At 69.4% G+C, this 14,967-nt stretch carries 14 protein-coding genes; 7 read left to right on the top strand and 7 right to left on the bottom strand.

Going from position 1 to position 14,967, the window contains the following annotated elements:
• From ACLQ6X_RS12825 to pflA, 4 genes are all read left to right on the top strand, one after another.
• Nucleotides 1-474: aminotransferase class V-fold PLP-dependent enzyme (locus ACLQ6X_RS12825; protein WP_411700540.1), on the top strand; the 474-nt coding region annotated here is incomplete at its 5' end.
• 172 nt (nucleotides 475-646) lie between these two features.
• Nucleotides 647-1,783, top strand: a complete 1,137-nt coding sequence (gene mnmA, locus ACLQ6X_RS12830; RefSeq protein ID WP_411700541.1) for a tRNA 2-thiouridine(34) synthase MnmA — start codon at nucleotides 647-649, stop codon at nucleotides 1,781-1,783.
• A 117-nt stretch (nucleotides 1,784-1,900) separates the two neighbouring features.
• Nucleotides 1,901-4,177: a formate C-acetyltransferase gene (gene pflB, locus ACLQ6X_RS12835; RefSeq protein WP_411700542.1), complete on the top strand. Its 2,277-nt coding sequence runs from the start codon at nucleotides 1,901-1,903 to the stop codon at nucleotides 4,175-4,177.
• Between the two features lie 43 nt (nucleotides 4,178-4,220).
• Entirely contained in the window at nucleotides 4,221-4,967 is a 747-nt protein-coding gene (pflA, locus tag ACLQ6X_RS12840) for a pyruvate formate-lyase-activating protein (RefSeq protein ID WP_411700700.1), read from the top strand.
• A gap of 40 nt (nucleotides 4,968-5,007) precedes the next feature.
• On the opposite strand, the gene ACLQ6X_RS12845 is transcribed toward pflA, so the two are convergent.
• Nucleotides 5,008-5,613, bottom strand: a complete 606-nt coding sequence (locus ACLQ6X_RS12845; protein WP_411700543.1) for a hypothetical protein — start codon at nucleotides 5,611-5,613, stop codon at nucleotides 5,008-5,010.
• Between the two features lie 180 nt (nucleotides 5,614-5,793).
• Here ACLQ6X_RS12845 and ligA point away from each other — a divergent pair, with 180 nt between their 5' ends.
• Entirely contained in the window at nucleotides 5,794-8,307 is a 2,514-nt protein-coding gene (gene ligA, locus ACLQ6X_RS12850) for an NAD-dependent DNA ligase LigA (RefSeq protein WP_411700544.1), read from the top strand.
• On the opposite strand, the gene ACLQ6X_RS12855 is transcribed toward ligA, so the two are convergent.
• Entirely contained in the window at nucleotides 8,295-8,957 is a 663-nt protein-coding gene (locus tag ACLQ6X_RS12855) for a hypothetical protein (protein ID WP_411700545.1), read from the bottom strand. The genes ligA and ACLQ6X_RS12855 overlap by 13 nt on opposite strands.
• A gap of 228 nt (nucleotides 8,958-9,185) precedes the next feature.
• Between ACLQ6X_RS12855 and ACLQ6X_RS12860 the strand changes: the two genes are divergently transcribed.
• Together ACLQ6X_RS12860 and ACLQ6X_RS12865 are read left to right on the top strand one after the other, a co-directional pair.
• Nucleotides 9,186-10,247, top strand: a complete 1,062-nt coding sequence (locus ACLQ6X_RS12860; protein WP_411700546.1) for a serine hydrolase domain-containing protein — start codon at nucleotides 9,186-9,188, stop codon at nucleotides 10,245-10,247.
• Nucleotides 10,247-10,597: a hypothetical protein gene (locus tag ACLQ6X_RS12865; RefSeq protein WP_411700547.1), complete on the top strand. Its 351-nt coding sequence runs from the start codon at nucleotides 10,247-10,249 to the stop codon at nucleotides 10,595-10,597. The genes ACLQ6X_RS12860 and ACLQ6X_RS12865 overlap by 1 nt, the downstream gene beginning before the upstream one ends.
• Before the next feature lie 4 nt (nucleotides 10,598-10,601).
• Here ACLQ6X_RS12865 and ACLQ6X_RS12870 read toward each other — a convergent pair whose 3' ends face one another.
• From ACLQ6X_RS12870 to ACLQ6X_RS12890, 5 genes are all read right to left on the bottom strand, one after another.
• Nucleotides 10,602-11,963: a D-alanyl-D-alanine carboxypeptidase family protein gene (locus ACLQ6X_RS12870; protein WP_411700548.1), complete on the bottom strand. Its 1,362-nt coding sequence runs from the start codon at nucleotides 11,961-11,963 to the stop codon at nucleotides 10,602-10,604.
• Nucleotides 11,964-12,044: 81 nt separating this feature from the next.
• Nucleotides 12,045-12,434, bottom strand: a complete 390-nt coding sequence (locus ACLQ6X_RS12875) for a VOC family protein (RefSeq protein WP_411700549.1) — start codon at nucleotides 12,432-12,434, stop codon at nucleotides 12,045-12,047.
• Nucleotides 12,435-12,531: 97 nt separating this feature from the next.
• Nucleotides 12,532-13,572, bottom strand: coding sequence for an isopenicillin N synthase family dioxygenase (locus ACLQ6X_RS12880; RefSeq protein WP_411700550.1), 1,041 nt, complete (start codon nucleotides 13,570-13,572; stop codon nucleotides 12,532-12,534).
• A gap of 67 nt (nucleotides 13,573-13,639) precedes the next feature.
• Nucleotides 13,640-14,104, bottom strand: coding sequence for an META domain-containing protein (locus tag ACLQ6X_RS12885; protein WP_411700551.1), 465 nt, complete (start codon nucleotides 14,102-14,104; stop codon nucleotides 13,640-13,642).
• Nucleotides 14,101-14,907, bottom strand: coding sequence for an META domain-containing protein (locus ACLQ6X_RS12890; protein ID WP_411700552.1), 807 nt, complete (start codon nucleotides 14,905-14,907; stop codon nucleotides 14,101-14,103). Before ACLQ6X_RS12890 ends, ACLQ6X_RS12885 begins: the two co-directional genes overlap by 4 nt.
• Nucleotides 14,908-14,967: the final 60 nt, after the last annotated feature.

Here is a 14,967-nt window from a genome sequence, read left to right on the forward strand (position 1 = left end):
ACCCAGGACGTGGCCGGCGCGGTCGCGTTCGGCCTGGCCGCGAGTGCGGCCACGGCCGACATCGGGGGCCACGCCGCCCGCCTGCGCGAGCTCCGCGACCGGCTGGTGGCAGGCATCCGAACCGCCGTGCCGTCCGCGGAGCTGCGCGGCGATCCGGCGGCCGACGGACGCCTGCCCGGCAACGCCCACTTCACCTTCCCCGGCTGCGAGGGCGACTCGCTGCTGTTCCTGCTCGACGTCGCCGGCTTCTCGGTCTCCACCGGGTCGGCCTGCCAGGCCGGCGTTCCCGAGGCGTCGCACGTGCTCACCGCCATGGGACTCAGCGAGGCGGATGCCCGCGGGGCCCTGCGCATGACCCTCGGCACCCACACGACGCCGGAGGAAGTCGACGCGCTGGTCGCCGCCCTGCCCGCCGCGGTGGAACGGGCGGCCCGCGCGGGGCTCGCCGAGCACGCGCCGACCTTCGGCCGCTAGATTTCGACGAGCTCAATCCACGGACTCGTTGGTTGAGTAGCGCCCTCCGGGGCGCGTATCGAAACCCCGCATCCCTGGTTTCGATACGCGGGCTCGTTCCTCGCTCGCTACTCAACCGGTATCCGACACGACCCCCGGGTCCGTTCAGCCGGCCGCACGTACACTGGAACCCATGAAGGTTGTAGCGGCAATGAGCGGTGGAGTGGACTCGGCGGTTGCCGCGGCACGCGCCGTCGAGGCGGGACACGAGGTAGTCGGGGTGCATCTCGCGCTCAGTCGTATGCCCGGAACCCTGCGCACCGGCGCCCGCGGCTGCTGCACCATCGAAGACTCCATGGACGCCCAGCGCGCCGCCAACATCATCGGTATCCCGTACTACGTGTGGGACTTCTCCGAGCGTTTCAAGCTCGACGTTGTCGAGGACTTCATCGACGAATACGCCGCCGGCCGCACCCCCAACCCGTGCATGCGCTGCAACGAGCGCATCAAGTTCTCGGCGCTGCTCGAGAAGGCGCTCGCGCTCGGATTCGACGCCGTAGCGACCGGACATTATGCGGATGTGCGCCGCGACGCGGATGGCAACGCCGAACTGCACCGCGCGGCCACCTGGGCGAAAGACCAGAGCTACGTTCTCGGCGTGCTCACGGCCGAGCAGCTGGAACACTCGCTCTTCCCGCTCGGCTCGACGCCGTCGAAGGCCGAGGTGCGTGCCGAGGCCGCCGCGCGCGGCTTCAGCGTCGCCAACAAGCCCGACTCGCACGACATCTGCTTCATCCCCGACGGCAACACCCGCGGCTGGCTGGCCGAGAAGGTCGGCGCCGAGCAGGGCGATATTCTCGATCGCTCGGGCAAGGTGCTCGGCACCCACCAGGGCGCGCTCGCGTTCACGATCGGCCAGCGCAAGGGACTCTCGATCGGCTACCCGAGCGACGACGGCATGCCGCGTTTCGTGCTCGAGGTGCAGCCGAAGACGAACACCGTCGTCGTCGGCCCGAAGGAGGCGCTCGACCTCTCGGAGCTCGCCGGAACGAAGTTCACCTGGGCGGGCCTCGGCCCCGTCGAGTCGGGCATCGCGACTATCGACGAGAACGGAGCGATCACGCCGTTCGACTGCGAGGTGCAGATCCGCGCCCACGCCGACCCGGTCGCCGCCGTCGTCTTCGTGGAGAACGGCGAGATGGTCATCCGCCCGGTCGAGCCGATCAACGGCGTATCGCCCGGCCAGACCGCGGTCGTCTACGTCGGCACCCGCGTTCTCGGGCAGTGCACGATCGCGCGCACGGTCAGCGCCGTGCCGGTTCCCGCCTAGCCTCGACCGTCGAATCCCGGTCCCGATCAGGGACCTATGGCTCTGTGTGGGCCCTCCGTCGCGGCGTAGCGTCATGCCTATACAGGCAGCATCTCAATCCACGAGAGGGAGATCGACATGACCACGACCGACAGCACCCGAGACGCAACCCACGACGGTGTCGAGAACACCGCGGCGTGGCGGTCGTTCACCCCGGGACCCTGGCAGGACTCGATCGACCTGCGCGACTTCATCCAGCGCAACTACACGCCCTACCCGGGTGACTCCTCGTTCCTGACCGGCGCCACCGCGCGCACGACGGCGCTCTGGTCGAAGCTCTCGGCGATGTTCCCCGAGGAGCGGGCCAAGGGCGTCTACGACATCGACGCGCTGACTCCCGCCACCATCACCGCCCACGCGCCCGGCTACATCGACGAGCCCAGCGAGATCATCGTCGGCCTGCAGACCGACGCCCCGCTCAAGCGCGCGATCATGCCGTTCGGCGGCTGGCGCATGGTCGCCACCTCGCTCGAGACCTATGGCTTCGACGTGCCGCCCGAGCTCGAGAAGATCTTCACCACCTATCGGAAGACCCACAACGACGGGGTGTTCGACGTCTACCCGCCCGCGGTCAAGCGGGCGCGCCACAGCCACCTCATCACCGGCCTGCCCGACGCCTACGGTCGCGGGCGGATCATCGGCGACTACCGCCGGGTCGCCCTCTACGGTGTAGACGCCCTCATCGCCGCGAAGAAGGCCGAGCACGCGGTGCTCGACCTCGACTTCTCGACGGAGGACATCATCCGCTCGCGCGAGGAGAACGCCGAGCAGGTCAGGGGGCTGCGCGAACTGAAGGCGATGGCGGCGAGCTACGGTTACGACATCGCCGAGCCGGCACGCACGGCCCGCGAGGCCGTGCAGTGGCTGTACTTCGCCTACCTCGGCGCGGTGAAAGAGCAGAACGGCGCCGCGATGTCGTTCGGGCGCAACACCGGGTTCCTCGACATCTACCTCGAACGCGACCTGGCCTCGGGCGTCATCACCGAGCAGGACGCGCAGGAGCTGGTCGACGACCTCGTCATCAAGCTGCGCATCGTGCGCTTCCTGCGCACCCCGGAATACGACGCGCTGTTCTCGGGCGACCCCACCTGGGTGACGGAATCGATCGGCGGGATCGGCGAAGACGGCCGGCCGATGGTGACCAAGACCGCCTTCCGCTTCCTGCAGACCCTCTACAACCTGGGTCCCGCGCCCGAGCCGAACCTCACGGTGCTGTGGAGCGACGCGCTTCCCGACGGCTTCAAGCGCTTCTGCGCCCAGATCTCGATCGACACGTCGGCTATCCAGTACGAGTCCGACGCGCTCATCCGCGACGCGTGGGGCGACGACGCCGCCATCGCCTGCTGCGTGTCGCCGATGCGCGTCGGCAAGCAGATGCAGTTCTTCGGCGCCCGGGTGAACGTGGCCAAGGCCATGCTCTATGCGATCAACGGCGGCCGCGACGAGATCACGGGCGAGCAGATCGCTCCGGCGGTCCCGCCGATCGCGTCCGAGGTATTGGACTACGACGAGGTCTGGTCGGCATACCTCGGCCTGCTCGAGTGGCTCGCCGAGACCTACGTCGATGCGCTCAACTGCATCCACTACATGCACGACAAGTACGCCTACGAGCGGCTCGAGATGGCCCTCCACGACGGCTCGGTGCTGCGCACGCTCGCCTGCGGTATCGCGGGGCTCAGCGTCGCCGCCGACTCGCTGTCGGCGATCAGGTACGCCACCGTGCGCCCCGTGCGCGACGAGACGGGCCTCGTGATCGACTACGACATCGACGGCGACTATCCGGCGTTCGGCAACGACGACGACCGGGTCGACGCCATCGCCGTCGAGATCGTCGAGCGGTTCATGGCGATGGTGCGCAAGCACCCCGCCTACCGGGGAGCGACGCACACCCAGTCGGTGCTGACCATCACCTCGAACGTCGTCTACGGCAAGAAGACCGGCAACACCCCAGACGGCCGCCGCGCGGGAATGCCGTTCGCGCCCGGGGCGAACCCGATGAACGGTCGTGACACCCACGGCATGCTCGCGTCGGCCCTCAGCGTCGCCAAGCTGCCCTACGACCAGGCGCAGGACGGCATCTCGCTCACGACCACGGTCGTGCCGAGCGGACTCGGGCACTCGCAGCCGGAGCAGGTGAGCAACCTGGTCGGTCTGCTCGACGCCTACGTGTCATCCGACGGGTTCCACATGAATATCAACGTGCTGAACCGCGAGACCCTCGAAGACGCCATGGAGCACCCCGAGAACTATCCGCAGCTCACGATCCGCGTCTCCGGATACGCCGTGAACTTCGTGCGGCTGACCCGCGAGCAGCAACTCGACGTCATCAGCCGCACCTTCCACGCGGGGGTATAGCGCCGTGCGCACGCCGGTCTCGATCGACCTGCACCACTCGGAGATGGAGTCGGTCCGCGACGGCGGGGTCGCGAGCGTACACTCCTGGGAACTCGTGACGGCGGTCGACGGGCCCGGCACCCGGATGACCCTCTTTCTCTCGGGATGCCCGCTGCGCTGCCAGTACTGCCACAATCCCGACACCTGGAAGATGAAGGACGGGCAGATCACCCCGATCGACGAGATCGTGGCCCGGTTGGAGCGGTATCTGCCCGTGTTCCGCGCCACGGGCGGAGGGCTCACCGTGTCGGGCGGCGAGCCGTTGATGCAGCCGGCCTTCGTCGCGCGCCTGTTCGCCGAGTGCCGCGCGCTCGGCATCCACACGACGCTCGACACCTCGGGCTATCTGGGGCGGCGCGCCTCCGATGCCCTCCTCGACTCGGTCGACCTCGTGCTGCTCGACGTGAAGTCGGGACTGCCGGCGACGTACCGCGAGGTGACCGGCCGCGAGCTCGCGCCGACGGTCGAGTTCGGCGACCGGCTCGCCGCACGCGGAATCGCCGTGTGGGTGCGGTACGTGCTCGTGCCCGGACTCACCGACGCGGTGGACAACGTGGATGCCGCGGCCGAGATCGTGTCGCGGTGGCCCAACGTCGAGCGCGTCGAGGTGCTGCCCTTTCACCAGATGGGGGAGGACAAGTGGGAGCGGCTCGGCGAGCCCTACCGGCTCGCCGACGTGTCGCCTCCGACCGGCGACCTGCAGGAGCGCGTGCGCGGGCAGTTCCGTTCGCGGGGAATCGAGACGTTCTAAGCGGCCCTCGGATGTCACGGGCTGAGGGTGAACCGGAGCCCTACTCCGCAGACACCGGCACCGGTCCGGTCTGCGTCGTGCCAGTCTGCGTCGTGCCATGGCGGAGCGGACCGTAGACCGGGCGCGTGCGCAGCCAGCCCCACATGGCCAGGCCCGCCGCCACGACCAGGCCGAACGAGCCGGCGAAGAGATTCCACGCGTCGTTGGCCAGCCCTCCGAGAACGAGGATGTAGTAGCGGTTGTCGACCGCGCCACCCTGGGTCGGGTTCACCGGCAGGTCGCTCGTCGTGAGGCGCACGGCCTCGATCGCGATCGCGATCGCGAGTCCGATGACCAGAGCGACGATCGACCGCAGCACGACGCCGCCCACCCGCTGCTGCGGGCGGATCGGTAGAACCCACCAGAACGACAGGAACACCCCCGCGGCCAGGGGAATGACGTGCCAGAGCACGTACGGCACGGTGACGCCGAGCGCCGGCAACGCGTACTCGAACCCGTCGAGCGACTCGAGTGTTCGCCCCTGCGTGTAGACGAGACCGATCACCCCGTCCGCCGCCGCGACGACGAAAGCGACGAGAGCCAGGATTGCGGCGGTGACCGCCGCCGCTGCCGCGTAGTGCGACCGGGCGTGGGGGAGGATCGTCATGGCTGTCCCTTCCGCGGAGCGCTCTGGCGTGTGTGCGACCACCCTAGCGACGGAACGCTCGTGTTGCAAGGAATCCTCGTGTAATGCCCGAGTGGATGACGACCCGCGACCCGCCCTAGCGCGGAGCGGGTAGCCGGGGAAGGCCGCGGCGGTGTCGTCGGCCCTGCATACACTGGTCGGGTGGCTGAGAACTATCCACCGGAGCACCTCGATAACGCACGCGACGAAGCGCAGGGGCTGACCACGCGCATCCTCGAACTTCGCGACGCCTACTACGACCGCGACACGACACTCGTCTCCGACGGCGAGTACGACGCGATGATGCACCGGCTCGAAGAGCTCGAGCGGCTGTTCCCCGAGCTCGCCAGCCAAGACAGCCCCACCCAGAACGTCGGCGGCCGAGCGAACGCGGCCCTTTTCGACGAGGTCGAGCACGCCGAGCGCATGCTCAGCCTCGACAACGTCTTCTCCATCGAGGAGTTCGAGGCGTGGGCGGCCAAGGTCGAACAGAACTCGGGCCGTGCGGTGCGCTACCTCTGCGAGCTGAAGATCGACGGCCTCGCCATCAACCTGCGCTACGAGAACGGCGTGCTCACGAGTGCGGCGACGCGCGGCACCGGACGCGTCGGCGACGATGTGACCGAAAATATCAAACTCGTCACCAATATCCCGCAGAGGCTCGATGGGGAGGGGCACCCGGCGCTCGTCGAGGTGCGCGGCGAGGTCTTCATTCCCGTCGCCGCGTTCGAGCGGCTGAACGAGCTGCAGGCGGGTTTCCGGGAGCGCGCCTACCAGGAGACCAAGGATCGGTCTGTCGCGCGGCGGTCGGGCACGGCCGAGTTCGACGAGGAGAAGGCGCGCCTGTCGGCCGCGCGACGGTTCCCGGCCTTCGCCAACCCCCGCAATGCGGCGAGCGGGGGGATCCGCCAGCAGCTCGACAAAAAAGACGGGCTCGAGCGTGAGGCGGCGCAGGCGCGGTTCGCCTCGCTGACCATGTTCGTGCACGGCATCGGTGCGTGGGTGAAGCCGCCCGTCGAGAGCCAGAGCGAGATCTACGCACTGCTCAAAGGCTGGGGCCTGCCGACGAGTCCCTACTTCAGCGTCGTCGACAGCGCCGCTGAGGCCGTGACGTTCATCGAGTACTACGGGGCGCACCGAGGCGACCCGGAGCACGAGATCGACGGCATCGTCATCAAGGTCGACGAGCTCGAACTGCACGACGAACTCGGCGCGACGAGTCGTGCGCCGCGCTGGGCTATCGCCTATAAGTACCCGCCCGAACAGGTGCAGACCACGCTGCTTGACATCGTCGTGAGCGTGGGTCGCACCGGCCGGGCCACGCCCTTCGCCGTGATGGAGCCGGCACGCGTCGCCGGCTCGGTCGTGCGCCAGGCGACCCTGCACAACCAGGAGGTCGTGGTGGCGAAGGGCGTGCTCATCGGTGACACGATCGTGCTGCGCAAGGCGGGCGACGTGATTCCCGAGGTGCTCGGACCGGTCGTCGAACTGCGCGACGGCACCGAACGCGCCTTCGTGATGCCGACGAACTGCCCCGAGTGCGGCACCCCGCTCGCCCCCGCGAAAGAGGGCGACATCGACCTGCGCTGCCCGAACGCGCGGGCGTGCCCCGCCCAGGTGCGCGGACGCGTCGAGCACGTCGGCAGCCGCGGTGCGCTCGACATCGAGGCGCTCGGCGAGGTGACGGCCGCGGCCCTCACCCAGCCGATCGTGCCCGAGACGCCCCCGCTCGTGACCGAGGCCGGGCTCTTCGACCTCTCGATCGCAGACCTCTTCCCGATCCGGGTGCGGGTGCGGGACAACGAGACCGGCGAGATGAAACTCATCGACGGGCCACCCCGTGCCGATGGCACGCCGGGTGAACCGGTGCCGAAAGAGGTCGCGCCGTTCCGGAGGCTGCGCAAGAAGACGGATGCGCCCTACGACCCGCAGGCGCAGGTGTTCGGCGGCGACGAGACCTACGTTCCGTCGAAGACCGCCTACGAGCTCATCGACAACCTCGAGCTCGCCAAGACGAAAGAGCTGTGGCGCATTCTAGTGTCGCTCAGCATCCGGCACGTCGGACCGGTCGCGGCCCGGGCCCTCGCGGGCTACTTCGGCTCGCTCGACGCCATCCGCGCGGCCTCGCGCGAAGAACTGGCCGCCGTCGACGGCGTGGGCGGCATCATCGCCGACGCGCTCATCGACTGGTTCGCCGTGGACTGGCACGTCGACATCATCGAGCGCTGGGCCGCGGCGGGTGTGCAGTTCGCCACTCCCGGTCACCCCGGTCCGGGTGCGGCGGGCGACAACGACGGCCCGCTCGCCGGCATCACCGTGGTGGCCACGGGCAGCCTCGAGGGTTTCACCCGCGAGGGCGCGCTCGAGGCGATCATCGCCGCCGGGGGCAAGGCGGCGTCGAGCGTGTCGAAGAAGACCGACTTCGTGGCGGCCGGTCCGGGCGCCGGGTCGAAGCTCGGCAAGGCCGAAGACCTGGGCATCCGCATTCTCGACGCCGCGGAGTTCGCGCGGCTGCTCGAGGGCGGGCCCGCCGCTGTGGCGCTGCCCGAGAGCGGCTCCGACGCCGGCGAGGTTGTCGATGGCGAAGTCGATGGCGAAGTCGAAGGCGAAGGGGCGGTAGGCGAGGGCGCGGCGGGCGCCGAAGACGAGGGCGCGGCCGCAGCTCAGCCCGAGTAGCGGTACGCGGCCAGCAGCTGCGCCTCGACCCGTCCGACGACCGCCCGCACGTCGTCCTCCGTCGGCTTCACAGCGCGGGGCGAGACCACCAGGACGGGCAGCACGAGCCGTGCGCCGGAACGCAAACGCACGCCGACGGCGGGCACCATCCTCGTCTTCGTCGGGCTGACGAGCACGGCGGCCCCGGCAAAAGTGGTGGCACCGATCTCCCGCGCCGGAATCATCGCGATCCGCCTCGGGGCATCGAGCCCGTCCCAGACGCTCAGGTCGGAGTGCGTGACGGTGACGGTCAGGGCGCGGTGGTCCGCCTTGAGCCGCGGGGCCTCGGATCCGGAGAAACGTCTGATCCCGTCGAGCGTCGACACCGTCTCGGGAAACGCCTGGGTCGTGAAGATCACGGCGTCCGGGAACAGCCGGGTGAGCGCGTCGTGTTGTGCCCGTCCCGCGATTGCTACGCGTCGTTCGAAACGAACGAGGTACACGATCACGAAGGGCGTCGCGAGCACGGCGAGAGTTCCGGCCAGTTCCGGGTAGGTCACGATGCGCTCCCCGCGCAGGATCTCCGGCCACGCAGCGGCGAGGGTGGCCGTGGCCCAGCAGAGCGCGGCGATGGCAGCCAGGAGGGTGACCATCACGGAGGAGCGTCGCATCGCACGATCGTGGCACACCGCCGGACCGCGCGCTGGCCCCAGAACGGCCGGGGAGCGCACCCGGGAGGCGCCTACCGGCCACGCGGCGGAGAGACGTCTGCCGAAAATCCCCCGCGCGCGGGAGGTGGCCTCGGCCGCGCCTTTTTAGGCTCGAACCATGACGCAGCACAGGCACGCCCGCGGCCCGATCGCCCGACCGCAACCGTTTACCCGCGCGGGAGAGGCGGCGTGAAGCGGCCGCGCTGGATCGCCGTCGTGGCGATGCTGGGCGCCGTCGCCACCTTCGTCGCCGGGGCGCTGCTCATCCCGCGGCCGCCCCAGCTGTCGGCCGAGTCGCGCGGGGATTCGGCCCTCGTCGACGAGGTGGGCGCGCTGCTCGCCGCGGGCCCGGGCGTGCGCGACAGGGTGAGCGTGGCCGTGATCGAGGGATCCGACGTCAGGACGGCACACTTCGGTGCCGCGGATGACACGGAGTACGAGATCGGCTCGGTGACGAAGACCGTCACGGGGTCACTGCTGGCCGACGCCATCGCGCGCGGAGAGGTCGAACAGTCGACCCGCCTCGGAGACCTGCTCGATCTCGGCGACTCGGCCGCGGCATCCGTCACTCTCGGCGAACTCGCGACCCAGTCGAGCGGGCTTCCGCGTCTGCCGACGAATGTCGGATCGGTTCTTCCGTCGCTCGTCGCCGTGTTCCGCGCCGGCGACCCGTACGGCTCTACCGTCGCCGACCTCGAGAGCGACGCCAAGGCGAGCGACGTCGGCGAGAAGGAGTTTCTCTACTCGAACTTCGGCTTCGCGCTGCTCGGCCAGGCACTGGTCGTCGCGGCCGGTGCGCAGAGCTATGCCGAGCTGGCCCGGGAGCGTGTGTTCGAGCCGCTCGACATGCGGGACAGCTACGCGCCCGCCACGACCGACGACCTGCGTGAATCGGCGACGACCGGGTTCACCGCGACGGGGCGGCCGTCCGACCCGTGGACGATGGCGGCGGACGGCCCGGCCGGCAGTGTGCGCTCGACCCTCGCCGACATGGTCGTCTACACCCGGGCCCAGCTCGACGCAACGGCCCCGGGGGCGGACGCGACGACCGCGCGCACCGAGATCGGCGAGCTGGGCCGCATCGGGCTCGCCTGGATCACGACCGACGACGTCACCTGGCACAACGGACAGACCGGCGGCTTCACGAGCTGGGTCGGGTTCGACCGTGAGAGCGACCGCGCGGTGGTCGTACTGAGCAACACGGCCGTCTCGGTCGACGACATCGGCTTCGCCCTGATGGAGGCGAACTGATGGAGCTGCTCCCCGGTTTTCTCGCTCTCGCCTTCGCCCTGGTCTTCCTCGCCGCGGGTGCCACGAGGTGGAAGGGTTTCGCCGCCACGAGTCGTCTCGCGCTGGTGACGGCGGCGCTGGACGCCGTCGCCATGCTGGCTCTCGCGCACGCGCTCATGCCGTGGGGGAGTGTGCCGACCTGGTTGTGGCTCCTGCCGGTGGCGGTCGCGGCGGCCGGCGTCGCGGCGGCGGTGCTGCGCTGGCAGCGGCTGCCCGTTCTGCGCACCGACAAACCGCGGGCCCGCACGATCGTGTTCGCCGTGCTGCACGTCGTGGTGATCGTCGCGTTCGTCGCGCTGTTCCTCGGCTGAGCCCCTACTGCTCGAACAGCAGCTCGCGCGGGTGGGTGAGGCGCCACCAGCCACCCGGGCCGTCGATCCCGCCGGCGAGTTCGAGCGGCACCGTGATGGTGCGCGCGCCGGCCGTGTAGGTGATGCTGCCCACCTCGGTGCCGCTCTCCGCGATGCCGACCGGCTCGATCGTGCTGGTCGCGGTGACCGGGGTGTCCGACCACGTGAGCACGGTGGCGCCCTTGCCGGCAACGATGCGCGCGGTGTCCTCCCACGGCGTCATATAGTCGCCGAGCTCCTGGCCCGAGGTCAGCAGCGGCACGTGGTGGAAGCCGGACTTGACGGTGCCGATCAGGCCGCGGGCCACATCGCCGGCGACCGCGCTGTTGGCCGAACCGAGCACCACGCCCACGATCGTGATGGGAGCGTCGAGGCCGACGTCGATCACGGACGAGAACAGCAGGCAGGAGCCCGCTTCGTCGAGCGTTCCGGTCTTGATGCCGTTGATGCCGTCGACGCCGAGCACGCCGTTGCGGTTCTGCTGCCAGCCCAGGCTGCCGATCTGCAGGGACTTCGTGCCGACGAGTTCGGCCACCACCGGGTTCGCCATGGCCAGCCGGGCGATCACGATCAGGTCTGTCGGTGTGCTCGTGTTGCGCGGGTCGATTCCGGTCGGCTCGACCATGGTCGTGCCGGTGAGTCCGTTCTTGTCGAGCCAGCGGTTCGTCGCGCTGCGGACGTTCGCCTGCGAGCCGAGCGCCCAGGTCGAGGTAACCTCGGCGTAGTTGCTCGCCGACACCATGAGCATCATGGCGAGCGCCTCGCGCTGGGTCATGCTCGAGCCGATCTTCATCGGGGCGATCGTGGCACCCAGCACGTAGTACTTGTCGTAGGTGTCGTTCTCCGTCTCGCCGAAGTTCAGCGTCGGGCCGCTCTCGCCCGGGTTGAGAGGCTTCGCGTCGAGGATGACGAGGGCGCTGATGACCTTGCTGATGCTCGCAATCGGTCGCGCCTCGTTTCCGCCGGTGGCGTTGAGGATGCCGTCGGTACCCGCGGTCGCCGGGAACTCGTCGGCGCCGGTGACGCTGATGGCGGTAGCGAGCGCCGCCGGCGCCGTGAACGCGACGGCGGCGGGCTGCTCGATGGGCGGCTCGGCGAAAGCCGCCGGGGTCGCGGCGACCGGGGCCAGCAGGGTGAGGGGCAGGTAGGTGCCGACCGCGCCGGCGAAGAGCAGGAAGACGATGCCGGCCGCGATGAGGCGTCGGCGGCGGCGACGCCCGCGCTTCTTCAGGAACTCCGGGTCGTTCGGGTCGGGCCGGTAGGCCTCGACCTGCGATCTCTCGAACATCTCGGCGAGGTCGCTGTAGTCGTCGCGCGTGCCGCTCACCGGGCGGGCCCGCCAATTAACGAGGAATTCTTCTGCACGAACCCACAGTAGGTGACGATCGCGGTAAAGGGAACGAATCGGTTATCGCTGCCCCGGTTCGTAGCTGCCGAAGCTCCACTCGATGCCCTCCGGGTCGTAGACCCGAGCGCGACGAGTAGTCCACTCGGTGTCCTCCGGCTCGATCACCGGGGTCGCCCCGGCCGCCACGGCCCTGGCGTACACCGCGTCGACGTCGGGCACCATGAGGTAGATGCCGTGGCCCGAGGGTTCGCCGACGAGCACGGCGTGGTCGTAGTCGAGGTCGTTGCTCGAGACGATCACGACCGCCTCGCCGAGACGCATCTCCGAGTGCACCACCCGTCCGTCGTCGCCGTCGATCCTGCGCACCGTCTCGAAACCGCAGGCCACGAGCCAGTCGATCGCCGCGCGGGCGTCGCGGTAGCTGAGATAGGCGAACAGTCGCGTGTTCATGACGGCACCGTGTTCATGACAGCACTGTACGACCGCGCCCTAGGCGCTGGAACCCCCCCCCGGTCAGCCTGCGGTGGGGGTCGGCGCGCGTTGCCCGTCAGCCCGCGTTCGCCGCGAGCACTCGCGCGGCCTCGCGCGTCGCCGCCGTGTTGATCTTCCCGGCGCGCGAACCGGCGAGCTTGGCCCTGATGTGCTCGCTCACCGTGATGGGCGGGTAGAGGGGTTCGCCGCCGGGCTCGATCGTCGCGGGAATCGCCGAGATCGTGGCATCCGCGTTGCCGTCGTGGAAATACGCGGCGCTGCGGCGGCGGTTGATGGTGCCGTCGACGATGGGCGGCTTGACGCGGTGCAGGGTCGACATCCAGCGCTCGTTGGTCCAGCGCGAAGTGAGGTCGCCGAGGTTGATGAGCAGCGCGTCGTCGGCGGGACTCACGTCGTTCCACGAGCCGTCGGTGCCGAGCACCTGCAGGCCTTTCACCTGGTCGGCCCAGAGAACGGTGACGATACCGAAGTCGGTGTGCTCGCTCATGCCGATGAGGTCGCCGTCGAGGTCGACGGTTCCGGGCGGCAGGGCGTAGTTGTTCATGCGCAGCACGTCGATCGAGTGGGCGGTGAACGGGTCGAAGAAGCCGTCGGGCAGGTCGAGGGCTGCCGCGAAGATGTCGGTCATGGTGCGGGCGACGCGGCCGGCCTCGGCGAAGTACGCGTCGATGCGGTCACGGTAGCCCGCGACATCCGGCCACACGTTCTCCGCGTACTCCATCGGGTCGAGGTCGAGACCTGGGAAGTCGGATGTCGCGAGCCCGACGTTGAACGCCTCGAAGAAGTCGTTCATGCGCGTCGCGCTCTCCACCCCGAGGCTGAGGCTCAGCGACTCGGCCTTCGGCGGGGTGTAGCCGCGGTTGGTGCCCTTCGGGGCGATGCTGAGCTTCTTCGTCTCGAGGGGCTGGGCGAAGAAGTCGTCCATGGCGCTCGCGAGGCCGTCGGTGACGCGCGTCGGGATGCCGTGCCCCAGGATCTGGATGAAGCCGACCTCGCGGCAGGCCGCGTCGATCGCGTCGGCGACGGCCGCCTTCTCGTCGGGGGTGCCGCCCGTGACCCAGGCGGAGATGTCGACGGCGGGAACATGGAATGTCATGGCGTCACGGTACTCGCGGGCGGTTACGACGGTGTTTCGGCGGCGCACGCGTTTCGGTCGTGCAGCGCTAGTTTGCCGCCCGCTTCTCGATGATCGTGAACATCAGCGAGGCGTCGGGCCCGCTCAGGGTGAGGGCCGCCGGGTCTCCGCCGCCGAGCTTCGAGGTCGTCACCGTCTCGAGCGCCGCGAAGTAGCGGGTCTCGAGCTGGGTGCGTGCGTCCTCCTCGCAGGCCATCATCGTCGAGGTCAGCGTGCCGATGCCGATGTCGGTGCCATCGATCGTCGCGTCGCCCCCGTAGACGTTGCACGGCCCCTGCCCCGAGACCGCCTCCTCGGCGATAACGAGGGTGACCGGCATGCCGTTCACGATCATCGCGCCCTCGGCGTCGCTGCCCTTGGTCAGCTGCCATTCGCCCGTGATTCCGCTCATCGGATCCTCCTCGCCGTAGTTGCCGCGGTTGCCGCTGTCCGAGGCGCATCCGGTAACGGCCAGCGCGGCGAGGGCGACGACGATCGCTGCCGCGCGCCTCACCGGGGTTCACCCGCCCGGTAGACCAACGTCACGTCGCTTCCCGCCCGTGTCACGGTCATCGTGTCTCCTTCGATCTCCGCGGTGAAACCCTCGCCGATGATGTCGAAGACCTTCGTCTCCTGGTCGCCCACCTCGGCCGGGCACTCGGCGGAAGCAATCTCGAAGCGGGTGAAGCGGATGAGGTCGTCGTCGGCGGCCACGTAGTCGCCGCTGAATTCGCGGCATCCGCCCGAACCGTGAATCGTGCCGTCCTCGCCGAAGACGAGCGTCGGATCGCCCTGCACGCTGCTCACGGCGTCGGTGGTGCCGACCGACTCGAGCCCCCACGTCGGCCCGACGAGTTCGGCGTCGGCGACCGGTTCGGTCTGGGAGTAGACGAGCTCCAAGACGTCGTCGTTCAGGCTGAGCGTGAGGGTATCGCCGTCGACGGTCGCGGTGTCGGCGGCCTCGAGCGCTTTGAGATAGCGCGCCTCGAGCGTCATCACGGTCTCGGGCGAGCAGGCCATCCGGGTCGAGGCGAACGGACCGAAGGACACGCCGTCCGCGGTTCCCCCGAAGTCGCCGGTGTACGAGTTGCAGCCGGAATTGCCGGATGCCACGTTGTCGTCGATCTCGAGGGTGATGCTCGCGTCGTCGAGGTCGAACGCGCCGGAGGTGTCGGTGCCCGAGGTGAGCAACCACGAATCGTCGAGCTTGTCTCCCACCGGGCCGGCCACCTCCGTGCTCGGAGTGGGAGCGCAGCCGGCAAGGGCGAGCGCGGCGACGGCGATAGCGACGGCGAGCGGTGCGAGTTTCGTGCGCATAGAGAACCTCCTGCTTCCAAGGACGCCCGGTCGTCGGGAAACGTTGGGTCGAGCGTACCG

Origin of the sequence: Conyzicola sp., from assembly GCF_046714715.1 — a bacterium.
Classification (GTDB): Bacteria; Actinomycetota; Actinomycetes; order Actinomycetales; family Microbacteriaceae; genus Conyzicola.